General features: G+C 47.7%; 26 protein-coding genes. 13 read left to right on the forward strand and 13 right to left on the reverse strand.

Features of this window, described 5'->3' with window-relative positions; genetic code table 11:
• Positions 1 to 12 precede the first annotated feature (12 nt).
• Positions 13 to 1,326 carry a phosphoribosylamine--glycine ligase gene (locus K7R11_RS13985; RefSeq protein WP_224491383.1) on the reverse strand — a complete coding sequence of 438 codons (1,314 nt, stop codon included), beginning with the start codon at positions 1,324 to 1,326 and terminating at the stop codon, positions 13 to 15.
• Between the two features lie 7 nt (positions 1,327 to 1,333).
• A complete protein-coding gene (locus K7R11_RS13990; RefSeq protein WP_224491385.1) occupies positions 1,334 to 2,107 on the reverse strand; it encodes an RMD1 family protein in 774 nt (257 codons plus the stop codon).
• A 297-nt stretch (positions 2,108 to 2,404) separates the two neighbouring features.
• Here K7R11_RS13990 and K7R11_RS13995 point away from each other — a divergent pair, with 297 nt between their 5' ends.
• Positions 2,405 to 3,514 (forward strand): NADH:flavin oxidoreductase, encoded by a 1,110-nt coding sequence (locus tag K7R11_RS13995; protein ID WP_224491386.1) that lies wholly within the window; start codon positions 2,405 to 2,407, stop codon positions 3,512 to 3,514.
• Between the two features lie 92 nt (positions 3,515 to 3,606).
• Positions 3,607 to 3,813 carry a DUF1214 domain-containing protein gene (locus K7R11_RS15140; RefSeq protein ID WP_224491387.1) on the forward strand — a complete coding sequence of 69 codons (207 nt, stop codon included), beginning with the start codon at positions 3,607 to 3,609 and terminating at the stop codon, positions 3,811 to 3,813.
• Positions 3,814 to 3,870: 57 nt separating this feature from the next.
• Here K7R11_RS15140 and K7R11_RS14005 read toward each other — a convergent pair whose 3' ends face one another.
• From K7R11_RS14005 to K7R11_RS14040, 8 genes are read right to left on the reverse strand one after another with little or no spacing between them, the layout of a single operon-like run.
• On the reverse strand, positions 3,871 to 4,581 hold the full coding sequence (locus tag K7R11_RS14005; protein WP_224491392.1) for a TIGR04283 family arsenosugar biosynthesis glycosyltransferase: 711 nt from the start codon (positions 4,579 to 4,581) through the stop codon (positions 3,871 to 3,873).
• The gene (locus K7R11_RS14010; RefSeq protein ID WP_224491393.1) at positions 4,571 to 5,293 is read right to left on the reverse strand and encodes a DUF547 domain-containing protein; all 723 of its coding nucleotides are present in this window, start codon (positions 5,291 to 5,293) and stop codon (positions 4,571 to 4,573) included. The genes K7R11_RS14005 and K7R11_RS14010 overlap by 11 nt, the downstream gene beginning before the upstream one ends.
• The gene (locus K7R11_RS14015; RefSeq protein ID WP_224491396.1) at positions 5,265 to 6,155 is read right to left on the reverse strand and encodes a sterol desaturase family protein; all 891 of its coding nucleotides are present in this window, start codon (positions 6,153 to 6,155) and stop codon (positions 5,265 to 5,267) included. Before K7R11_RS14015 ends, K7R11_RS14010 begins: the two co-directional genes overlap by 29 nt.
• 54 nt (positions 6,156 to 6,209) lie before the next feature.
• Positions 6,210 to 7,178 carry an arsenosugar biosynthesis arsenite methyltransferase ArsM gene (gene arsM / locus K7R11_RS14020; protein ID WP_224491398.1) on the reverse strand — a complete coding sequence of 323 codons (969 nt, stop codon included), beginning with the start codon at positions 7,176 to 7,178 and terminating at the stop codon, positions 6,210 to 6,212.
• Positions 7,178 to 7,990: a purine-nucleoside phosphorylase gene (locus K7R11_RS14025; RefSeq protein WP_224491400.1), complete on the reverse strand. Its 813-nt coding sequence runs from the start codon at positions 7,988 to 7,990 to the stop codon at positions 7,178 to 7,180. Before K7R11_RS14025 ends, arsM begins: the two co-directional genes overlap by 1 nt.
• The gene (locus tag K7R11_RS14030) at positions 7,974 to 8,597 is read right to left on the reverse strand and encodes a TIGR04282 family arsenosugar biosynthesis glycosyltransferase (RefSeq protein WP_224491401.1); all 624 of its coding nucleotides are present in this window, start codon (positions 8,595 to 8,597) and stop codon (positions 7,974 to 7,976) included. The genes K7R11_RS14025 and K7R11_RS14030 overlap by 17 nt, the downstream gene beginning before the upstream one ends.
• A gap of 9 nt (positions 8,598 to 8,606) precedes the next feature.
• Positions 8,607 to 9,662: an arsenosugar biosynthesis radical SAM (seleno)protein ArsS gene (gene arsS / locus K7R11_RS14035; RefSeq protein WP_224491403.1), complete on the reverse strand. Its 1,056-nt coding sequence runs from the start codon at positions 9,660 to 9,662 to the stop codon at positions 8,607 to 8,609.
• A 15-nt stretch (positions 9,663 to 9,677) separates the two neighbouring features.
• Positions 9,678 to 10,013: an arsenosugar biosynthesis-associated peroxidase-like protein gene (locus tag K7R11_RS14040; RefSeq protein WP_224491405.1), complete on the reverse strand. Its 336-nt coding sequence runs from the start codon at positions 10,011 to 10,013 to the stop codon at positions 9,678 to 9,680.
• Positions 10,014 to 10,146: 133 nt separating this feature from the next.
• On the opposite strand from K7R11_RS14040, the gene K7R11_RS14045 reads away from it, so the two are divergent.
• The 11 genes from K7R11_RS14045 to K7R11_RS14095 all read left to right on the forward strand — a co-directional run bounded on the left by K7R11_RS14045 (position 10,147) and on the right by K7R11_RS14095 (position 18,922).
• Entirely contained in the window at positions 10,147 to 10,941 is a 795-nt protein-coding gene (locus K7R11_RS14045) for an HAD-IIA family hydrolase (RefSeq protein ID WP_224491407.1), read from the forward strand.
• 3 nt (positions 10,942 to 10,944) lie between these two features.
• Positions 10,945 to 12,495, forward strand: a complete 1,551-nt coding sequence (locus K7R11_RS14050; protein ID WP_224491408.1) for a glycoside hydrolase family 32 protein — start codon at positions 10,945 to 10,947, stop codon at positions 12,493 to 12,495.
• A 10-nt stretch (positions 12,496 to 12,505) separates the two neighbouring features.
• Positions 12,506 to 13,831, forward strand: a complete 1,326-nt coding sequence (locus K7R11_RS14055) for a sugar porter family MFS transporter (protein ID WP_224491409.1) — start codon at positions 12,506 to 12,508, stop codon at positions 13,829 to 13,831.
• 169 nt (positions 13,832 to 14,000) lie between these two features.
• On the forward strand, positions 14,001 to 14,243 hold the full coding sequence (locus K7R11_RS14060) for a MoaD/ThiS family protein (RefSeq protein WP_224491410.1): 243 nt from the start codon (positions 14,001 to 14,003) through the stop codon (positions 14,241 to 14,243).
• A gap of 76 nt (positions 14,244 to 14,319) precedes the next feature.
• Positions 14,320 to 14,793 carry a cyclic pyranopterin monophosphate synthase MoaC gene (moaC, locus tag K7R11_RS14065; protein ID WP_224491412.1) on the forward strand — a complete coding sequence of 158 codons (474 nt, stop codon included), beginning with the start codon at positions 14,320 to 14,322 and terminating at the stop codon, positions 14,791 to 14,793.
• Positions 14,777 to 15,370 (forward strand): NTP transferase domain-containing protein, encoded by a 594-nt coding sequence (locus K7R11_RS14070; RefSeq protein WP_224491414.1) that lies wholly within the window; start codon positions 14,777 to 14,779, stop codon positions 15,368 to 15,370. Before moaC ends, K7R11_RS14070 begins: the two co-directional genes overlap by 17 nt.
• Complete coding sequence (locus K7R11_RS14075; RefSeq protein WP_262899826.1) at positions 15,370 to 16,416, forward strand: HesA/MoeB/ThiF family protein; 1,047 nt, start codon at positions 15,370 to 15,372, stop codon at positions 16,414 to 16,416. The genes K7R11_RS14070 and K7R11_RS14075 overlap by 1 nt, the downstream gene beginning before the upstream one ends.
• Before the next feature lie 47 nt (positions 16,417 to 16,463).
• Positions 16,464 to 17,093, forward strand: coding sequence for a nucleotidyltransferase family protein (locus tag K7R11_RS14080; RefSeq protein WP_224491416.1), 630 nt, complete (start codon positions 16,464 to 16,466; stop codon positions 17,091 to 17,093).
• 86 nt (positions 17,094 to 17,179) lie between these two features.
• The gene (locus K7R11_RS14085; protein ID WP_224491417.1) at positions 17,180 to 17,623 is read left to right on the forward strand and encodes a hypothetical protein; all 444 of its coding nucleotides are present in this window, start codon (positions 17,180 to 17,182) and stop codon (positions 17,621 to 17,623) included.
• Between the two features lie 85 nt (positions 17,624 to 17,708).
• On the forward strand, positions 17,709 to 18,614 hold the full coding sequence (locus K7R11_RS14090; RefSeq protein WP_224491419.1) for a DnaJ C-terminal domain-containing protein: 906 nt from the start codon (positions 17,709 to 17,711) through the stop codon (positions 18,612 to 18,614).
• Positions 18,615 to 18,631: 17 nt separating this feature from the next.
• The gene (locus tag K7R11_RS14095) at positions 18,632 to 18,922 is read left to right on the forward strand and encodes a chaperone modulator CbpM (protein WP_224491420.1); all 291 of its coding nucleotides are present in this window, start codon (positions 18,632 to 18,634) and stop codon (positions 18,920 to 18,922) included.
• Here K7R11_RS14095 and K7R11_RS14100 read toward each other — a convergent pair whose 3' ends face one another.
• From K7R11_RS14100 to K7R11_RS14110, 3 genes are read right to left on the reverse strand one after another with little or no spacing between them, the layout of a single operon-like run.
• Positions 18,923 to 19,648, reverse strand: a complete 726-nt coding sequence (locus K7R11_RS14100; protein ID WP_224491423.1) for an LOG family protein — start codon at positions 19,646 to 19,648, stop codon at positions 18,923 to 18,925.
• A gap of 11 nt (positions 19,649 to 19,659) precedes the next feature.
• Positions 19,660 to 20,043 (reverse strand): hypothetical protein, encoded by a 384-nt coding sequence (locus tag K7R11_RS14105; protein WP_224491426.1) that lies wholly within the window; start codon positions 20,041 to 20,043, stop codon positions 19,660 to 19,662.
• Between the two features lie 60 nt (positions 20,044 to 20,103).
• Entirely contained in the window at positions 20,104 to 20,778 is a 675-nt protein-coding gene (locus tag K7R11_RS14110; RefSeq protein WP_224491427.1) for an ABC transporter ATP-binding protein, read from the reverse strand.
• Positions 20,779 to 20,782 lie beyond the last annotated feature (4 nt).

The following is a 20,782-nucleotide window of genomic DNA, read 5'->3' on the forward strand; positions in this document are numbered from 1 at the left end:
TTTACAGCGATCTTATAATAAGCCCCATGACCACAACCGGTCGGAGTCCTCCTGCCAGCGGTCGCCTATATCGGTCCGGTAATACCCGTTATTAACAATCACATTGCTGATGCGGTTCTGCATCATGCGTTGTGCGTCCTTCATGGTGAGCCCTGTTCCGGTTACCAGGACCGCAATTCCGGTGTCACCCGTAATGAGCCATTCATTATTGATACGTTTTACATGCATGGGATGCACCCCCTCTTTCTTATCCTTTTTAAAAACAACCACTGCATCTTTAGAGAACAGTCGAAACGTCTTTTTGTCTTCATACGGAAAGGGAGGTACCACAATAAAGGCGCCTACCTGGAATCCCTTTTTAACGTTGATGGTGAAGTTTTCTCCTCGGGCGACTTTAAGCAGGAGTTGTCCGAACTCCTCATTGATCCCGGCCCGCTGAATAAAAACCTGCGGGAACCCGAATCGGGAGGTAAACTCCAGTGGGTAGATCCCATTCCCGTTCACAATACAGTTCAGGTCGATATGACCGATGAACCCCTGTGCGCGAAGGGTGGGTGTAAATTTAGACAAGGTGGCGTCAAATATGGGAGAATCCTTGGTCCAGAACATGCTGGAGCCCATCTCTCCTGTTGAAACTCCAAGCTCCCTTGGAAAGAGTTTCTTATGCTCAAAGGTGATATTTAATGGCCTTATAAAGTCTTTTCCGTTAAAGAATCCTGAAACGGAGATCTCCACACCCTTTACTTTTTTCTGAAGCTGGAAGGTACCGAAATCATTGCCCCAGCTGCGTTCGTATGCCTGGAGGATCCGGATCACATCGGCCCCTTCATCGTCCTGGCCCACAAAAAGGAGCTGCTTGAGCTCCTGGGTCTCTCCGGAAGGTTTAACAACATAGCAATCGGGGTGTTTACGTATAAATTGGATCGCTTCCTCAAAGGTGTTGAACTCTCGTGATGGAAGGATGCGGATTCCGTGTCTTTTGAGCTCTTCCTGCCCGAAATTGCGGTCGAGTTCCAGGTTGTCTGTATATGAACTGCCTCCGAATACCAATTTTCCTGAGGACTTGAGGGCTTCACTTTCCTCTCCGTACCCGGTATAGTCAAAAACCACCATATCGGCCCAGTCGGTATGCTTTTGCCAGTTGGTGGTGCGTTTAACAAAACCCAGTCCGATCTCCCGGCACCCGGACTCTTCAATATACATTTTCACCTTGTGTCCCTCGTTTTGTACTGCGTAGGCAAGGTCGAGCGATTCTCCATAGCGCGAAACGAAAAGAAAGTTGTGCAGATCCGGTGCTTTTACCCGGAGTTTCTTCTTTGATGTCATTTAAATACTAATAAAATTTAAGCCAGAACGTATCGATCACCTCGATCAGGATAAGGATGATGATGATCCATTCCAGGATGGTACTTTCCCTGTGCTGCATGATGTCTTTAAACAATTCCAGATTTTCCTTGACAATGCCCAGCTGATCTTCCAGGTACCGGTGACGATCATTGATGTCAAAATTGATCTTCAGTTCCATGTCCAGACGGTGCAATCGCTCATTTTCCCAGGTAATGTCTGAATTGTCCAGGATGTTGAGGTTCTCTGCGATCCTGTTCTTAATATTCATCACCCTGGCAATATAGCGGATGAGTTTTTTCCCTTTAAGACTGATCCGCCCTTTTTCTTCCAGGTAGCGGGTATGCGTATTGGTGTCTTCCAGGAGATTCTCGGTGATCCGGGTATAATCATCCAGTACCACCGAATGCGCCAGGTTGATCATTACGATCTTGATGGCGCCAAGATCGGCACTCTTCAGGCTGATCCGGTTAAACTCGACCCGGTCGGTCTCCTCCGTGACCACCACGGTCATCTCTTCCCTGAAAGGGTCTTCAGAAACCTGGGTACAAAAGGGTACTACCTGGTCTGCAAACGCTTTCTCCTCCTGTACGGAGATTCCGAAAAAACCGATGACCCCATACCTGAACATGCATAAATATTGTCCCTCTCCGATAGCGTAGAATAACTTGTCGCCATCGTTTACCAGGAGGGTGCCATTAATCACTTCTTTACAGGATCGCAGATTGATGTTCTGAGCGATCCTGATTACCGATGCATTCATTGGGATTTCGTGAGTTGATTGATCTGTTTTAAAAGCTAAATAATAACCGGATTCCGGGATTCGGGATCCCTGGTTGTCAATTACATTGGAGAAGATACCATTCTTATAAGGACGCGGATCGATGCTAAAATTAATGAGGTAAATGTAGTATAAAATCTGATTGAATATTTAAAAATATGAACCATTGAAGGAAGTCAGGTCGAATTTTTTAAACGTGATCTTTGGCTTTGTTCTTCAGGAGGTTGCTCATGGTTTTTATCTTCATTAGTTTTGATGAAATCGGCTATCAAATACCATATGAAGATTACAACCTCCCATAGGAGTCCCGTTGATAATTCCCTGGAATTTCCCTGCGGAAAGATGATGAAGAACAGGTTTATGCTGGCGCCACTTACCAATACGCAGAGCCATGAAGACGGCACCCTTTCGGAAGCGGAACTACACTGGCTTACCATGCGGGCACAGGGTGGTTTTGGGATGGTGATGACCTGCGCTACCCTGGTGAAGTTCAATGGCAAATGCTGGCAGGGCCAATTGGGAATTTATGAGGATACCCAGATGGAAGGGCATCAAAGACTGGCCCGTGCCATAAAAGATGAGGGAAGTCTTGCCGTCGTACAGTTGCATCATGGCGGGATGCGCAGTGATGGAGGACTTACCGGAGAACAACCGGTGTGTCCTTCCGATAATGCCGAACACCAGGCAAGGGCCATGCGCCTGGAAGAAGTCTGGGATGTTCGGGATCAGTTTATTGCTGCTGCTCAAAGGGCAAAGGCCTGCGGCTATGATGGGGTGGAGGTTCATGGGGCTCATGGCTATCTTTTGTGTCAGTTCCTCAGTGCCGTGATCAATACGCGGGAAGATGCCTATGGTGGCAGTTTAGAGAATCGGGCACGACTGCTCTTTGAGATCGTCAACGGTATTCGCGAGGCCTGCGGTCCCGAATTTCTTTTGGGGGTGCGATTGTCTCCCGAACGATTCGGAATGGATCTCAGGGAGGTCGTTGAGGTGTGTAAATGGTTGATCAAAGAAGGGAATACCGACTTTCTCGATGTTTCCCTTTGGGACGTATTTAAATATCCTGCCGATACCGCCAGGGAAGAAAAACTATTGCGGGACTATTTTACAGAGATCGATCGTGGAGGGGTCAAGCTTACAGTTGCAGGTAAGATCTACGGAGCATCAGAGGTGCAAAGCGTACTGGATTCCGGGGTCGATTTTGTAACCATTGGCCGGTCGGCCATCCTGCATCATGATTTTCCGGAGCAGGTCATGCAGAACCCGGAATTCCGTCCGGTATCCCTTCCGGTATCCAAGGCCTGGCTCAGAAAGGAAGGAGTGGGAGAACGCTTTCTCACCTACCTTGGCAAGTGGTCGGGATTTATTGGTTCGGAAGATCAGGGCTGATCTTTCTAATCTATTACTTTTTTCAGTGCTGCCCTGTGTATGATCTCTTGATGTGTCATTAGATCTGACCCCCTGGAAGCAGGGAATACAGCGTGGGAGCGAATACGGGAATAAAGCTAAAAACTCAGGACGGAATAGAAATTAATAATGCAGCGGAAAAACCGAAGGGTGTTCCAGAGGAGAACTGGCTCCCTGTTTCACGGGTGGACGGGGATATCGATATAATTCTCAGGATCTATAGACCTCACCAGGGTCGTATTAAGGATTATCAGCCGCCGGTGGCCGATAAAATTAAATAGCGGGGCATTAATTTTTCCAGAGCTCAAATATGGGCCAGGTCAAAGGAAAATACCAGGTTAGCAGATGTTTCGCAGGTAGTATTCATGAATTTTTTCCGGGCCATACCCCATCCGGTACATGAGGTGTACCCGGGTAAAGTGGTATTGGAGATTCCAGAATCCATTTTCCCGGTATCTCCTGGCCGAGGTAGTAATGGCGGGTTTCAATACCTTAAAAGGCGTACCATTCTTATAGATCCGGTCGTGAAACTCTCCGTCTTCATAGATCACAAAGTTTTCATTAAATCCTCCCATAGCGTCGAAAAGCTCCTTTCTTATGAACAACGACTGGTCGCCACCGCGGCACAGCTGTAAGTTAAAGCGGGTAAACCACTGGGAAAAGGTTAACAGTGGATGGGCCTCATCGAATTTAAGCCGGAAGCATCCCGAATGATATCCCTGTTCAACAGCCTGAAGGATTCGGTTGTCAAAACCTTCCGGAGGAAAGGAGTCTGCATGCAGGAAATACAGAATAGTACCTTTTGCTATGGAGGCACCATGATTTTGTTGCCTGGCGCGTCCACGGTCCCCCTTGATAACCAAAATTTTAAAGTTGTCTGCCCTGTAATTTACCGCCATGTCGCAGGTCATGTCACGACTACCCCCATCGGCGAGGATCACCTCTTCAATCTGCCCGGAACCAGATTGTGCGTCCAGATGCCGGAGCAGCTTCCTGATACCTGAAGCCTCATTAAGGGTGGGGATGATTACTGAGATCTTATTGTTCATTGAGGTCCCAGTTGTATTCAAGATAATCGATTCCCGCCCCGGGATGTATGTCCACACTGCTGTAATCCGAAATAAATTTCAACAAACTGCCCTCACCAGTAAAATCCTTTCGAAACCATTTAAAGATTTTCGAAAGGTGCAACTGATCCGGGGTGATGTGGTTGCGTTCCTTATCATTTATAAAATTAAAAGCGGCCTGGTCGAGTTGAACGTTCAGGGATTTTCCCAGGTAAGGTTTTTCTAAAAGCACCGGACAGGAAACAGAAGCACAATTAATGGCGAAGTGAATCCTGGGATCATTCATTTTTCGCAGAATCTGGTGTTCCATATAATCCAGGCTTATCTGTCGACCGTTCCAGGGGATAAACTCCCGGGTCCATGGGTTGGAAATGGCTCTGATGCTCTTTACAGGATAATGATCTGCAATAAGTTTCAGGGTAAAGGCATTGTAGCTATTGATCCAGTAGGCCATCACTTCTTCTTCACTCCAGTCTTTCCCTGGGGGGTGGGTGATAAGTTCATTGAGGTAGTTGATCAGGGGTTCCCGGTGGGTCGACAACTTTTGGTAATCCACGAGCCCCTTGTCATTTAAGAGATCCTCCAGGACTGGGGAAAACAGGGTGTGGTCCGGTAGCTGTGCCCAGGTGGATGATATGAACAGGAAGACCAGCAGCAGGCGCATTTCAGGAGTTTTCTTTTTTATGAATGTCAAGGGGATAGAGTTCCTGGCCGAGGAAGTCTTCCGGAAATTCTTCATCTCCCTCAAACCCGAGTTCCAGGTCTTTTCCGTTATAAGGAACGTAGTCGGTTTTGAAGAGGTAATCCCAAAGGCTCAGGCTGATCCCGAAATTTACCCCGTATCGGTTAGGGAGTTGTTTTCCATGGTGCCAGATATGCATTTTAGGATTGTTGAACAAGTATCTTAAAGGGCCGTAATCCCAGCCCAGGTTCGCATGATTGAGGTGTCCTATGGTAATAGCCGTAAAGTGCACTATGGCTACCTGTTCTACGGCAAAACCTCCGATCAGGGCGATGGGGATATACAAAAGACTCTTGTATACCACGGGTTCCATCCAATGGTATCTCAGGTGGGCAGCAAAGCCCATTTCTTTGACCGAATGGTGCACCTTGTGGAAGTTCCAGAGAAAGGGTACGCGGTGAAGCAGGCGATGGGTGTTCCACTGCACAAAATCGCTCACCAAGAAAAAGATCAGCAACCCTGCCCACATGGGCATGCTTGATACATCCACCAGTTGGATGTCGCTCAATTCAAGTCCGATCACCCCCAGGAGGTCATTCAGGAACTTGGCGGCCACCTCGCTCAGGGCGATCAGCACGATCAGGTTGAGTAGAAAAAAGTTGAAGAACATATAAAAGGTATCCAGGAAAAAATCCTTCCGGAAGATCTTCTGATCCTTCCGCCAGGGAAATGCAATTTCCAGACCCCAGACCAGGAGGGATATCAGGATGAGCCCATAAAAATAATTGGACCAGTGAAACCGGGTGATCTCATCGATAAGGTACCCGAAATAACCGGAATATGCATTTTTAATGATCTCGAGATAATCGTGCATGGATGGTGTTTTATACGCTATAATGGTCGTTTTCTAAAGGTATTCCTTTCAATATCAGCAACACCCTCCGCCGTCATAATGGTAGGTAGACGGGGAGAGGAAGATGTCATTCCGGCCCAGGCGTTCCAGCGCACCTGCGGTTTTGTCGCAAACGGCAAGAGGCTGGTTTTGCAACAGGACATGGCCTTTGCCATCATCGAAATATTCGTCTTTTCCGAAATAGATGGCCGACTTTCCTGTAAATACACAGGGACCGTCTTCCGGCATGGGGTCTTTGATGGCACACACCTCTACCGATTCGATATAGATCAGTTCTTCGGTATCGTACTGCCCGGGTGCCAGAACCCGGTTGGGTCTTTTTGCGCGGATCTCTATGGTTCCGAAACCTGCATCGGTAAGCATTTTTACATAGTCGTTCAGGGGGAGGCTTCCGCTAAGACAAAGGGCCCTTAACCGCTCGTCTTCCCTCAGGTTTTCATTCATCTCCTGCTCGCAAACCGGATCGCTCATGACCAGGCGGCCATGAGGCTTCAGTACCCTGTACATTTCGGCAATGGCCTGTCGCAGTTCCTTTTCCTTGAAGATGTTGAACAGGCAGTTCTGGGCTGCCACATCCACTGAGCTGTCCGCCAGGGGCAGGTCCAGCGCATTCCCTTTTCTGAGATCTACAAATTCGCTTTTAAACCATGGATTCAACTGCTCGGCCTCTTTAAAATTCTTTCGGGAGGCTTCCAGCATTTCCAATACTACATCCACCCCGGTAACCCCTCCTTTTTGCCGGGAGAAGTAAGCGAACTGTAACAATTCCATTCCCCCTCCAACTCCTACATACAGGATTTTGGGATTGTTCACCAGGTCGCGAGCATTTACCGTGCTTCCGCAACCGTAGTTCATTTCCTGCATGATCTTCGGGATCTTTAATCCCGGGAGCTCCCATACAGGATTGGTGGTGCAGCACAGTCCTACATCGGGTTTCAGGGCTGCTTCCTTATAGACGTCTTCTGTGGTTTTAAGGTAACTCATCAGATAATTTTTATCAGTTCTTTAAAGAGTTTGATCATCTGGGGTTCGGCTTTATTTGCGGTGGCTATGATCTCTTCCACACTTACCGGCTGAAGATTGTCGGGGTCGCACTCGTCGGTTAGCACGGATATGGCTAAAACCGGAACCTTGAGCTGATTGGCTACGATCACCTCAGGTACGGTGCTCATACCTACGGCATCGGCTCCGATGATCTTCAGGTAGCGGTATTCTGCCCGGGTTTCCAGTTGTGGTCCGATTACGGCTGCATAAACCCCCTTGTTTAACTTGATATGATGCTCTTTTGCTACCTTAAATGCCGCCTCTAACAGGTCGGGATCATAGGGTTGATACATGTCGACGAATCGCTCCCCGAACAGGCTTACTTCCTTAAATGCCAGAGGAGACCCTGCCTGCAGGTTTATATGATCGTCCAGGATCATGAGCTCCCCCTTGTTAAAGTCGGGATTAATGGCTCCGGCGGCGTTGGAAATAAAGAACTTTTTCACCCCCAGGGACTCCATAGCCCGTATCGGATAGGTGATCTCAAAAAAATCGTAACCTTCATAATGGTGGAAACGTCCCTGCATGACCACCACTTTTTTCCCGTACAGTGTTCCGTAAATAAGCTTTCCTTTGTGGAATTCTACGGTGGAAACCGGAAAATGCGGGATGTGGTTGTAATGGGCGACGATCGCATCCTCGATATCCTCCACCAGTTGTCCCAGTCCGGTGCCGAGTACAATCCCGATCTCGGGATTTTCAAATCCTCTTTGGATTAAATAGTCCCTGGTCTCATCAAGTTGTTTTACCATATTGTTCAGACTTTGCAAGTTTTAGCAATTCGGGGTATTCCATGAGATCCTCTAATACATCGATATCATTCAACTCCCCCAACAAAGCTACATCATAACCTTTTAAGTTATTCAAGGTTGATTTTAAAATTGTGTCGGTTCCCCAGGCTTTTTCTTCAAAAATTCCCCTTGGGATATGTTTTAATCCCAGGAGGTAATAGCCCCCGTCTTTAGCAGGGCCTAAAACCATATCCTTTTGCGTTAAAGTTTCAAAACCCTCTGTCAGGACATTTTCATTAAGCGTATACAAGTCACTGCCTATTATAATGGCTTCTTTTGTTCCCCGACTGAAGGCATCCCTGAAGGCATTTTCCATGCGCTCCCCAAGGTCGTTTCCTTCCTGTAGGCAGTAGCTGAAGCCTGGGTAAAGGGAGGTGATCTCCTGGCTGAGGTGTTCAGAGAAATAAATAGTTGTTTTTACCTTAACCCTGCTGCATACCTTCAGGGTATGATGCAGTAAATACAGATAGATCTTAAGGGCGGCCTCTTCCCCGATATCACGCCCCAGCCGGGTCTTCACCTTTCCGGCAACAGGATTCTTTACAAATACAAGAAGTTCTTTACTCATGATCAGGATTTAGGCAACGGTTCCCTGACAGCTGCTTCCTGCTCCTGCAGTGCAGCCATAACAGTGTTGAGAAATGATAATGTCCCTGTCTTTTAACAGGTCTTCCCGGTATTCGCTAATGTGTTTTATGGGGTGTTTTACCTTCAGGTCCAGCATCTGGTTAAAGTCGCAGTCATAGAGATACCCGTCCCAGCCTATGGAAATGGTGTTGGTACACATGACCCTGGCGGCGGCGCCGGGATTAAAGGCTTCCACCAGGCTGTACATATAATCTTCGTAATTTTCTGAGGCGATCAGGTACTCCAGGAATCTCGAGATCGGCAGGTTGGTAATGGCGAACAACTGATTGAAATGTATTCCGAAATCTTCCAGCAGCGCCTTCTTAAAATCCTTCTCCATATCCTGCTGATTGGCCGGTAGAAAGGCTCCGGCAGGGTTGTAAACCAGGTCGAGCTTCAGGTCATTTTCCGGCATGCCATAGCCCCGTTCATTGAGTGCTTTCAGGGCCTGGATGCTTCGGTCGAAAACACCTTCGCCCCTTTGTTTGTCGGTCTTTCCGCGTGTCCAGTGTGGCATGGACGATACTACGTGAACCTTATTTTCTTTGAAGAAATCCGGCAGGTCGTAATACTTTTTATTGGCGTTAATGATGGTGAGGTTACTTCTTACGATCAGGTCCTGAACACCGATCCTGTTGGCCTCTTCCACGAACCAGCGAAAGTTCGGGTTCATTTCCGGGGCTCCCCCTGTAAGATCCAGGGTATGGGCGCCGGTAGACCTGAGCACCTCCAGGCACTGCTCCATGGTTTCCCGGGTCATGATCTCCTTACGATCCGGTCCTGCGTCTACATGACAATGTTCACACACCTGGTTACACATATACCCCAGGTTGATCTGCAGGATCTCAAGTTTTCCGGGTTTCAATTCTCCCAGATCGTATTTTTTGAGTGATTCCCGGAAGGTGGGTAATTCCCCATCGGCAAAAATACCCCCGGAGAGGTATTCCAGTTGCCGGATCGGGTTTGCCAGGTCACTGTTTCTTCTTTTTAAGGATTGTGTGGGCATGGATCTGTCTTTAAACTACATCGAAAGTTTATTGTATTTGTTCATCATCTGTACCCCGTGAACCAGGGTGGCTCCGCTTTCTATGGCTGCCCCAACGTGCACGGCCTCCATCATCTCCTCTTTGGTAATGCCGCGCTGCAAACCGTCTTTGGTGTAGGCATCTATGCAATAAGGACATTGTTTTACATGGGCAACGGCCAGGGCGATCAATGACTTTTCACGGGCACTTAAAGCCCCTTCCTCAAAAACCTTATTGTAGTATTCAAAAAACTTCTCTCCCAGTTCCTCACTCCATTCTGTAATGGAACCGAATTTTCTCTGGTCGGCCGGATCATAATAAGTCTTACTCATAATGTGATTATGTTTTTAAGTGCAGGTTATCAAATAGGACGGTGTTTGTACGAAATCTTTACAATTGATACTGATTATTTATTGTAAATTAGAATTTCACATCGTAAAAGTAGATGAAACATAAGCAATTTATATGAAAAGGGGATTTTTAATTGATATGGATGGGGTGATCTATTCCGGGGATAAAATGATTCCCGGAGCCGATACATTTATTAAAACCCTTCAGGACGAGAAGATTCCTTTCCTGTTTATGACCAATAACAGTCAGCGTACGCCCCTGGATGCGGTGAACAAACTGGCAGGAATGGGCATTGATGTAGAAGAGAAGAATGTCTATACCAGCGCCATGGCAACGGCATATTTCCTTTCGTTTATGCATCCTAACGGCACCGCTTACGTTCTCGGGGAAGGCGGCCTTATTACCAGCCTGCATCAACACGGGTATACCCTTGTAAACCAGAAACCCGATTTTGTGGTGGTGGGCGAGGGGCGCAATTTTACCCTGGAGATGGTCAATACGGCGGTGGATATGATCCTTTCCGGGGCCAAATTTATCGCCACCAATCTGGATCCGTCGCCTAAGAAGAAGGGATGGTCGAATCTTGGGATCAAGGCTGTGGTTGCCATGATCGAGGAGGCTACCGGGAAGCAGGCCTTTTCGGTGGGTAAGCCAAGCCCGGTAATGATGCGGGCAGCCAGAAAGTATCTCGGCCTGGAGGCTGCAGAAACCATCATCATAGGTGATACCATGGGGACTGATATTCTCGGAGGGGTGCAGCTGGGGTATACCACCATTCTTACCCTGAGCGGGGTTACAAAAAGGGAGGAAATAAACGACTACGCCTTTAAGCCGGAAATGATCGTGGATTCTGTGGCCAGCCTGGATGTTCATAAGGCCATGGACCTGGAAAGACCGGAAAAATACTAGATCATGACCCGTATAAAACTACTCCTGAGCAGTATAATGGTATTAGGTTTCGTATCCTGTAAACAGGAACCACCCAAAAAAGAAACTTCTGCAGAGATCACAATGGAAAATAACCTTCTTTATAACGAACAATACAGACCTCAGTTTCACTTTAGCCCCCCGGAGAAATGGATGAACGATCCGAATGGATTGGTATACCATCAGGGGGTGTATCATTTGTTTTACCAGTATTACCCGGACGATATCGTTTGGGGGCCGATGCACTGGGGGCATGCGGTAAGCGAGGATCTGATACACTGGCAACATAAACCTGTAGCGCTCTATCCCGATGATCTGGGGTATATCTTTTCAGGAAGTGCTGTTGTCGACACCGATAACACCAGCGGACTGGGTTCAGGGGGGAAGGCGCCCCTGGTAGCTGTGTTTACCTATCACGATCCGGAGAAGGAACCCCTGGGAGGGAATGACCACCAGACCCAGGGCATCGCCTACAGCCTTGACAACGGAGATACCTGGGAGAAATATCAGGGGAACCCTGTTCTCGCCAATGATACGTTTAAAGATTTCCGGGATCCAAAGGTATACTGGGATGAAGATTCGGCCAGGTGGATGATGCTGCTTGTGGCAGGAGATCATTTGCGGATATACAGCTCGCCGGACCTGATCAACTGGACCTATCTTAGTGAATTTGGACGCGACCGCGGAGCACATGGCGGGGTTTGGGAATGCCCGGACCTGTTTCCGCTTAAGGTGGAAGGCAGCGATGAAGAGAAATGGGTGCTGTTGATATCGATTAATCCGGGAGGGCCTAACGGAGGTTCTGCCACCCAGTATTTTGTAGGGGATTTTGATGGAACCACCTTTACCTCGGATCAGGAAGACATCCGCTGGGTCGACTGGGGAGCAGACAACTATGCCGGGGTTACCTACAATAACACTCCGGATGGGGATCGTATTTTTATTGGATGGATGAGCAATTGGAATTATGCCCAGGCCACCCCAACAACCGTATGGCGAAGTGCGATGACCCTTCCGAGAACATTGGCACTGCAAAAAGTAAACGGGCAATATGAATTAAAGAATTATCCCGTGGAGTCCTTCCGGTCCCTGTTGAAACCTGTGGAAGTAAAAGGGAAGGACGTCACAGGCGGTGTAGCGTATGAATACGAAAATTTCAATGCGGCAGAGGTGCGGTTTGAAACCACTTTGGAAAACCGGGAGTGGCGTTTCTATAATGAGGCCGGAGAGGAATTGCGCATCCTGCTGGACGCCGGGAAGAAGGAGTTATTGATAGACCGCTCAGCCAGCGGCCGGGTGAGCTTCGACCCTTCCTTCTCTGAAACGGTTCATAAGGCTTTACTACCAAATTTACCCGACGAACATTCTTTTGAGGTGCGGATAATCCTTGACGCCTCCTCAGTGGAGATCTTCCTCAATAAAGGGCAGTATGTAATGACAGAACAATTATTTCCTAATCAACCCTATACCCATTTTTTTACCAGTGAAAAGAATCCCGAAAATCCGGAGATCTTTGAAATAAGCAGGGTATGGTAAACTACCGCTTATGAATAAACTTATATTTTGGTCTATTACCGTGGCTCTCGCGGGTTTTCTTTTTGGATTTGATACCGTAGTGATCTCGGGAGCCGATAAAAAACTGCAGGCCTTATGGAATTCTTCCGATGCGTTTCACGGCCTTGTGGTCATGTCTATGGCGTTATGGGGTACCGTGGCAGGTGCTATCTTCGGAGGATATCCCGCCAATAAGTTTGGTCGTAAAAAGACCCTGGTCTGGATAGGTATATTTTATTTGGTATCCGCTCTCGGTTCGGCCCTGGCGACCGATCCGGTGATATTTGCGATTTTCCGGTTCCTTGGCGGACTGGGGGTTGGGGCATCTACCATTGCTGCACCGGCCTATGTGTCTGAAATTGCTCCTGCCAAGGACCGGGGGCGTTTGGTAGCCCTGTACCAGTTTAATATCGTTCTGGGAATTCTTATCGCATTTATCTCTAACTACCTGCTTAGTGGGATAGGGGAGAATGCCTGGCGGTGGATGCTGGGTGTGGAAGCGATACCCGCTTTTATTTACCTCCTGATGGTGCTTCGTGTACCCAATAGTCCGCGTTGGCTGTTAACCCAGGGCAGAGACGAGGAAGCCCTGGCCGTACTCCAAATGATAGATCCCGTTGCAGATCATTCGAAACTGATTCGGGAGATCCGGCAGGAAGAGGCCTCCAGAGGGACAGTAAAGGAACATATCTTCATGAAAAAATACCGGTTTCCGGTAGTACTGGCTTTTCTCTTTGCATTTTTCAATCAGTTTTCCGGGATCAATGCGTTCCTGTATTATGCTCCCAGAATTTTTGAAACCGCGGGACTTGGAGAAAGTACAGCCCTTCTAAGCAGTATTGGTATCGGGGTAACCAATCTTGTGTTTACCCTTTTAGGGGTTTTCCTGATCGATCGCCTGGGCAGAAAACAGCTGATGTATTTCGGCTCTATCGGCTACATTATTTCCCTAAGCCTGGTAGCCCTGGCATTTTTTAAAGAATGGACCGGAATGGCCGTGCCTATATTTTTATTTCTTTTTATCGCGTCTCACGCCATAGGTCAGGGCGCAGTGATATGGGTGTTTATTTCTGAGGTATTTCCCAATCACCTTCGTGGAGCAGGTCAATCATTCGGATCATCGGTACACTGGGTGCTCGCGGCTGCTATCCCCTCCTTAATACCGCTGTTGTTCTCGGCCATAGGTCCGGGACCGGTATTTGCGTTCTTTGCCTTTATGATGGTCCTCCAACTCATCTTTGTTCACTTTATGATGCCTGAAACCAAAGGGAAAAGTCTGGAAGAATTATCAGCGTCCCTGTCTGAGGTAAAAGGCTGATGGGAGTATGGAGTAAGGACCGCCCACACATTGTTAAAATATGGCAAAAGCCAGTGGGATGGGTTAAATTTTAAGTAAATTCAAACAGCATTTTACCTTAGGTATTCATGCCCCTGGAGGAAATTCCCTGAGTAAAATCAGGAATGCACCTGGAGACGAAAGAAAAGATATGAATGATATTTTATTATTTGGGGTTACCCGGGAGATCATAGGAGGAGTCACCCTTAGTTTGAGTGAGGAAACCCTGCCTGAAAATGTGGGAGAGCTGAAACGTATCCTGATGGAACGCTACCCTGGTTTAAGGAATATCACTTCCTTAAAGGTGGCGGTAAATAATGAATTTGCAGGGGAGGATACTGTGATCCGGCCACAGGATGAGATCGCCCTTATACCCCCGGTTAGCGGGGGCTGAACATTGCCTTTTAAGAATTCCATATACACATAAGGGGGCTTTAACCAAATAATGACCTCTGGATGAAGATAAACAGATGAAGAAAACACTTAGTCATGTTGACAAGGATGGAAATGCCAAAATGGTGGATGTAGGCCATAAGGCGAATACTGATCGCACTGCTAAAGCTTTTGGAAGGGTGGTCTTTACCCCGGAAGTATTTACGCAATTAAAGAACAGCGGTTTTGCAGGGAAGAAGGGCAGTATCATACAGACAGCGGTAATTGCCGGGATACAGGGTGTTAAGCAGACTTCAACCCTTATTCCGATGTGTCATCCATTACCTGTAAACAGTATTTCCATAGATATTGTGCCCGGAGAAAACTGTATGGAGATCGAATGTACGGTGAAGTGCTCCGGAAAGACAGGGGTGGAAATGGAAGCCCTTACAGGAGTCTCTGTAAGTGCCCTCACCATCTACGATATGTGTAAGGCACTCTCGCATGATATACACATCACCAATATTCAATTAGAGGAAAAATCAGGAGGAAAAAGTGATTTCAAAAGATAAAATTTACGGACTGGTATTATCCGGAGGAAAAAGTTCCCGGATGGGGCACGATAAGGGGCTCATTTCTTATCACGGGATTCCCCAACGCGAGTATATGTATAAGGTACTGGAAGGGGTCTGTGACCGAACCTTTCTAAGTGTCAGAGACGATCAGACCGATACTGTTGCTTCAGGATACCAGGTCATAGCCGATAACAATAAATACAGAGGCCCGTTTAACGGTATACTGTCTGCCCATGAAAAGCACGAAGATGCGGCGTGGCTGGTAGTGGCCTGTGACATGCCTCTTTTAAATGAAGAGGCATTGAAACAGCTTATTGCGATGAGAGACCCGGAAAAATATGCAACAGCCTACGCCTTGCAGGGCAGTGAGCTTCCTGAGCCCCTTTGTGCTATCTGGGAACCCCGCGCTCTGAAACAGGCCATGGCGTACCTCGACGCCGGAAACGGTACCTGTCCAAGGAAATACCTGATCAATTCAGACATCAAACTGGTGCATCCCCAGGATGACCGGGTATTGTTTAATGCCAATTCGGAAGAAGAGTACAGGGAGGTGCTGACTTCATACCTGAAATAATGATGGAACGCTATGCCAGACATCTCACCCTTCCCGGTTTTGGACCGGAGGCCCAGCAAAAATTGTTGGATGCTTCTGTTTTGGTGATCGGTGCCGGCGGACTCGGTGTACCGGTTTTGCAGTATCTCAATGCTGCAGGGGTCGGCCAACTGGGTATTGTAGATGCCGATACCGTGTCATTGTCTAACCTGCATCGTCAGCCCCTGTATACCGAAAAGGACCTTGGGAAGCAAAAGGCTGAGGTGATTGGGAATTTCCTGGAACTTCAGAACAGTACGGTTAAGAAAGTGGTTTATTCTGTTTTCTTAGACCGGGAAAATGCCCTGGAAATAATTTCAGGATATGACCTCGTAGTGGATGCCAGTGATAATTTTGCAACCCGGTACCTGGTGAATGACGCCTGTGTAATTCTTGGTAAACCCTTTGTTTACGGTGGACTTTTCGGGTTTGAGGGGCAGGTGAGCGTTTTTAATTACCAGGGTGGGCCAACCTACAGGTGCCTGTACCCGGAAATGCCGGATGGCGTTGTTGCCGATTGTAATACCCATGGGGTGTTGGGCGTGGTTCCGGGAATTATAGGGAACCTCCAGGCCCTGGAAGCGATCAAAGTGATTACCGGGGTAGGCCAGGCAATGAGCGGACAGCTGCTGCTGCTGGATACGTTTACTATGGACCTTCGAAAAATGAAGATCAGAAGAAACCCGGCTTATAAGACCATTACCGCACTCAGGGAGGCATATCATGTGCCCTCCTGTGTTCAGCTCACCGCTGTGCAACCGGAAGAACTCACCGGTGCGAAAGATTACTTTCTTCTCGATGTGCGGAACCCGGATGAATACAAGGACTTTCATATCGGGAATTCCGTGAACATTCCTTTGGGGGAGTTGGAAGCGAGAAAGGATGAACTCCCTGAAAATCGCTCGATCAGCCTGATCTGTCAGCAGGGGGTGCGAACAAAGAAGGCTGCAGAGATCCTGGAGGGGTATTCGGGATTTCTATATGAATTGGAGGGCGGTATCAACTCGTACCTGGCCCGTATTTCCTAACCCTGAATCCTGAACAAAATGCTGGCACCTGTAATTAAATATATATAATGGCACCACGGGAAGATACTACAGATATGGTTATCCTGGTACTGGCCGCAGGAGAGTCAAGCCGGATGGGCAGGGCCAAGCAATTATTGCCCTGGGGTGATACAACGCTGTTGGGGCACGTGCTTGAACAGGTTCTTGATGTTGCGATACAACGAAAGTACCTGCTGTTAGGGGCCAGGGCGCAACGCATTCTTGAAGAGGTGGATGTAACCGGATTTATACCCCTGCTAAACCCCGACTGGGAATTGGGAATGGGTTCCGGCATCGCCTTTGCCATAGAAAGGATCGTAGAGGATTTTCCCGAGATTAAAGGGGTTATGATCGTATTGGCAGACCAGCCCGGCGTGCATGCCGGTATGCTAAGGGATATGCTCAGTACGCATGCGCTTTCCGGGAAAGATCTTACCGCCTGTGCATACAGGGAAAAAGCCGGTGTTCCTGCCATTATCTCAGGGCCATACATCCAGGCGCTTACAACCCTTGAAGGCGACAGGGGAGCCAGGAAATTATTCTCAGAAAACCGGGAGGAACTCATCCTGTATCCAACCGATCAACCCATTAGCGATATTGATGATCTGCAAACCTATCGGGAACTTCATATGGATCATTTTGGATATGCCCCCCAATGACCTGTTTGTCAAGTTGATGAAGGTCATGTTTTTTACCGCTCCGAATCTGTAATTTAAAGGATTGAAATTTGTAAATAGATATGAAGATGGCAGCGGATAAAAAATATGTAATGAAGGAATGGAAGAGCGGGGCCGAAATGCATGAAGATGCCAGATTGTGGGTGTCCGAACTGGAATTTATAACCAGTGAGCACCATTTTTTTGAGGACCTTCTGGCTACCTATTTTATGAAGATTTCCAACAAGGATCATTTTCGGCAGGGGAAGGACCTTGTAGAGGAACTGGAAGAGAACCGCCAAAAGAACCAAAGGATCCTGGAGGATGTAACGGCTCACAACAACCGTCTGATCGTTCTGCTGGACGGGAAGAATGAATTCGAGAAGGAAGACAGGGTCAAGGAAGAACATCGTGACCTGGAACTTCAGATGCAGGAGCACCATGAGAAGTTCAGGATGCTTAAGGCGCATATTTTTTCATTGATTGGAGAGATCATTAAAGAGATACGAAGGGAGCACCTGCTGGGGCCCTGAAATCTGCACTCTTTCTATTTGAATACCCCGTATAACTTGCTTAATTTTAAGGGAGGTAAATTACTGCTATCCAGATTTTTAGATTATGGAGTTCATTGATTACTATAAAGTGCTCGGCCTTGATAAATCGGCTACAGCGTCCGATATAAAGAAGGCATACCGCAAACTGGCCAGAAAATACCATCCGGATGTAAATCCTGATGATAAGGATGCTGAGGTAAAATTTAAGCAGCTCAATGAGGCCCATGCCGTACTTAGCGATCCGGAAAAACGCAAGAAGTACGATCAATACGGAAAGGACTGGGAGCATGCTGAGGAATTTGAAAAGGCCAAAGCCCGGCAACAACGGTCGTATTCCTCAGGGTCAGGTCCCTTTACCTACTCGGGTAGCGGGGCAGGGGCAGAAGACTTTTCTGAGTTTTTTGAATCCATGTTCGGGGGTGGAGGTTTTGGGGGCGGCAGGCAGCGGCAAACCCGTTTTCGGGGACAGGATTACAACGCCGATCTGGAACTTCACCTGAGAGATGCCTTCAGCACCCATAAGCGCACCCTTACTGTAAACGGAAAGAATATCAGGATCACGGTACCTGCCGGGATCGAAGACGGGCAGACCATCAAGATCAACGGGCATGGAGGTCCCGGGGTAAATGGTGGTCCGGCTGGCGATCTGTATCTGACCTTCCGGATTCACAATACCACACCTTTTAAACGAGAGGGAGCCAATCTTTATAAGGAGGTGGAGATTCCGCTTACGAAAGCCGTTCTTGGCGGGGAGATCACTACCGATACTTTTGACGGGAAAGTGAAGCTCAGTGTGAAGCCGGGTACCGGTAACGGAACACGTGTAAAGCTGAAAGGGAAGGGATTTCCCATATATAAGAAGTCCGGACAGTTCGGGGATCTTTTCATCACCTATCAGGTGCATATTCCTGAGCAACTGACCCCGGAACAGGAAAAACTGTTTAAGGAACTGGAGAAAACCGGGTTGTAATTAAAACGTGTGAAGTCATGGAAACCAAAATAAATATTCAGCGTTTATGCGAGGTCTATGAGATCGAAAGGTCATTTGTGATCTCTATATGCGAAGCCGATCTGATTACCCTTTACAGCGAGGGAAACCAGGATTTTATAACCGTGGAAGAATTGCCGTTTCTCGAACGAATGCTGCGCCTTCATCAGGACCTGGGCATTAATGAGGAAGGCTTACATACCATCCATCATTTACTGGAGCGCGTTACCGATATGAAGGAAGAGATCCGGCAATTGAGAAACCGGCTCCGACTTTATGAAGACTTCTGATCACCCACCGAATAACCAGTGCTTTTTATGGGGTCGCTTTTTTAGACCAAATCTTTCTATGGCATACCGGTTCAGGTGTTCTTCCATCTCGGGAACGGAATCGGTCAGGAACAACAGGTTCATATCTTCAGGGTCAATGCTGTCTTCCCTGGCCATAAGCTGGATGTGTTCGTATAGATCTCTGTGATAGGAGGTCCCGAAAAGGATCACTGGAAAGTGCTGTATAATATGGTTTTGTATCAGGGTCAGGGCTTCAAATAGTTCATCGAGCGTACCCATGCCACCGGGAAGTACCACAAAGGCATAGGAATACTTCATCAGCATAAATTTCCGGATAAAAAAATAGGGAATATCGATCCATTTGTTCAGGTAAGGATTCGCTTCCTGTTCTTCAGGCAGGATAATATTGCATCCTACAGAATACCCTCCCGTTTCATAGGCCCCCCTGTTGGCTGCTTCCATAATACCCGGGCCACCCCCGGTCATGACCGTGAATCCCATTTTTGCCAGCGTGGCACCTATGGCTCTTGCCTGTTTGTAATAGGGGTTACCCTCCTCAAATCGGGCAGAGCCGAACACCGTTACGCAGGGTCCCAGAAAGTGCATTCTTCGAAATCCCTTGATAAAATGATATTGAACCCTGAAGGTGAACAGGAGTTCCCTGAACCAGTGCTTAGGGCCCTCCAGGAAACTCCGTTCGTCTCTTACCAGGGTTTGATTAACCATCTGAATCCGGCTTACATATATTTGGAAAGGAAGGAAAAGAAGCGCTTCTTCAGGTCGTGAAACATTACCCTCTCGGTTTCCATTTTTTCCCGCATGTCCATATGATACCGAAATCCCACGCGGTCTACCGCTTCATTGACCTCGTCAATGGTTTCTGCAATAGCGTGTTCGTGGGCTTCGATCTCTTCCTTAAGATTTACGATCCGGTCTTTGTGAATGATCATCTGATTTTGAAACTGCCCCAGTTCAGCCAGGACCATATCGTTGGTCCACCGCTGTTCGATCTCGTCAAGCCGATTCTGGAAAGACCGGGTTTCGTCGAGCCAGAATGCGATTTCATTTAACCAGCTTTTGTGTTCAAAATGCAGGTTGGCGTTGTTTATTAAAGTTTCCATGAGCTCTTGTTTAGCCTGTAAGTTACTTCATGTCAGTGTCTTGTGGTATGACATTCGTCATTATTGAAGAATCATGCCGTCTTCCATATGGATCACCCTGTCTGTTTCGCGGGCAAAATCTTCGTCATGGGTCACGATAAGCAGGGAGAGTCCTTTTTCTTGTTTTAACTTCTTAAAAATGCTGAGCACGTTGGCGGAATTATGACTGTCCAGGTTCCCGGTGGGCTCATCCCCCATCAGAATACTGGGGTCATTGATAAGGGCCCTGGCAATGGCCACGCGTTGCTTTTCTCCTCCCGAGATTCTTCGGGCAAGATTATTTCCCAGGTGGCCGATATTGAGCATCTCCAGAATATCCATGGCTTTTTTCCTGATCTCCGGCTCTGAGCGGTCGCCGAGCTTACGGGCTGGAAGCATTACGTTCTCCAGAACACTGAATTCTCCCAGGAGATAATGGAACTGGAAAACAAAACCTATATGTTTGTTTCTCAGGTAAGAAAGTTGTTCGTGTTTCATGCCGGTGATGAGTCCGCCGTTTAGGAACAATTCCCCGGAGTAATCCGTATCCATGGTAGAGAGGATGTATAGCAAGGTGCTTTTTCCACATCCGGACTTGCCCATGATACTTGCAAACTCGCCCCTTTTGATTTCCATGTTGATATCCTTTAACACATGAAAATCTACCGGTTTCCGGAAGTACTTGTTGATGTTTACAGTTTTTAAAACGTGGTCCATACCG

Origin of the sequence: Robertkochia flava (assembly GCF_020166515.1) — a bacterium.
In the GTDB taxonomy this organism is placed as follows: Bacteria; Bacteroidota; Bacteroidia; order Flavobacteriales; family Flavobacteriaceae; genus Robertkochia; species Robertkochia flava.

Excerpts from the sequence above, each read along its gene's own strand:
- K7R11_RS13985 (WP_224491383.1), bottom strand. The coding sequence starts at position 1,326 with ATGACATCAAAGAAGAAACTCCGGGTAAAAGCACCGGATCTGCACAAC.
- K7R11_RS13990 (WP_224491385.1), bottom strand. The coding sequence starts at position 2,107 with ATGAATGCATCGGTAATCAGGATCGCTCAGAACATCAATCTGCGATCC.
- K7R11_RS13995 (WP_224491386.1), top strand. The coding sequence starts at position 2,405 with ATGAAGATTACAACCTCCCATAGGAGTCCCGTTGATAATTCCCTGGAA.
- K7R11_RS14005 (WP_224491392.1), bottom strand. The coding sequence starts at position 4,581 with ATGAACAATAAGATCTCAGTAATCATCCCCACCCTTAATGAGGCTTCA.
- K7R11_RS14015 (WP_224491396.1), bottom strand. The coding sequence starts at position 6,155 with ATGCACGATTATCTCGAGATCATTAAAAATGCATATTCCGGTTATTTC.
- arsM (WP_224491398.1), bottom strand. The coding sequence starts at position 7,178 with ATGAGTTACCTTAAAACCACAGAAGACGTCTATAAGGAAGCAGCCCTG.
- K7R11_RS14025 (WP_224491400.1), bottom strand. The coding sequence starts at position 7,990 with ATGGTAAAACAACTTGATGAGACCAGGGACTATTTAATCCAAAGAGGA.
- K7R11_RS14030 (WP_224491401.1), bottom strand. The coding sequence starts at position 8,597 with ATGAGTAAAGAACTTCTTGTATTTGTAAAGAATCCTGTTGCCGGAAAG.
- arsS (WP_224491403.1), bottom strand. The coding sequence starts at position 9,662 with ATGCCCACACAATCCTTAAAAAGAAGAAACAGTGACCTGGCAAACCCG.
- K7R11_RS14040 (WP_224491405.1), bottom strand. The coding sequence starts at position 10,013 with ATGAGTAAGACTTATTATGATCCGGCCGACCAGAGAAAATTCGGTTCC.
- K7R11_RS14045 (WP_224491407.1), top strand. The coding sequence starts at position 10,147 with ATGAAAAGGGGATTTTTAATTGATATGGATGGGGTGATCTATTCCGGG.
- K7R11_RS14050 (WP_224491408.1), top strand. The coding sequence starts at position 10,945 with ATGACCCGTATAAAACTACTCCTGAGCAGTATAATGGTATTAGGTTTC.
- K7R11_RS14055 (WP_224491409.1), top strand. The coding sequence starts at position 12,506 with ATGAATAAACTTATATTTTGGTCTATTACCGTGGCTCTCGCGGGTTTT.
- K7R11_RS14060 (WP_224491410.1), top strand. The coding sequence starts at position 14,001 with ATGAATGATATTTTATTATTTGGGGTTACCCGGGAGATCATAGGAGGA.
- moaC (WP_224491412.1), top strand. The coding sequence starts at position 14,320 with ATGAAGAAAACACTTAGTCATGTTGACAAGGATGGAAATGCCAAAATG.
- K7R11_RS14075 (WP_262899826.1), top strand. The coding sequence starts at position 15,370 with ATGATGGAACGCTATGCCAGACATCTCACCCTTCCCGGTTTTGGACCG.
- K7R11_RS14080 (WP_224491416.1), top strand. The coding sequence starts at position 16,464 with ATGGCACCACGGGAAGATACTACAGATATGGTTATCCTGGTACTGGCC.
- K7R11_RS14085 (WP_224491417.1), top strand. The coding sequence starts at position 17,180 with ATGGCAGCGGATAAAAAATATGTAATGAAGGAATGGAAGAGCGGGGCC.
- K7R11_RS14090 (WP_224491419.1), top strand. The coding sequence starts at position 17,709 with ATGGAGTTCATTGATTACTATAAAGTGCTCGGCCTTGATAAATCGGCT.
- K7R11_RS14095 (WP_224491420.1), top strand. The coding sequence starts at position 18,632 with ATGGAAACCAAAATAAATATTCAGCGTTTATGCGAGGTCTATGAGATC.
- K7R11_RS14100 (WP_224491423.1), bottom strand. The coding sequence starts at position 19,648 with ATGGTTAATCAAACCCTGGTAAGAGACGAACGGAGTTTCCTGGAGGGC.
- K7R11_RS14105 (WP_224491426.1), bottom strand. The coding sequence starts at position 20,043 with ATGGAAACTTTAATAAACAACGCCAACCTGCATTTTGAACACAAAAGC.
- K7R11_RS14110 (WP_224491427.1), bottom strand. The coding sequence starts at position 20,778 with ATGGACCACGTTTTAAAAACTGTAAACATCAACAAGTACTTCCGGAAA.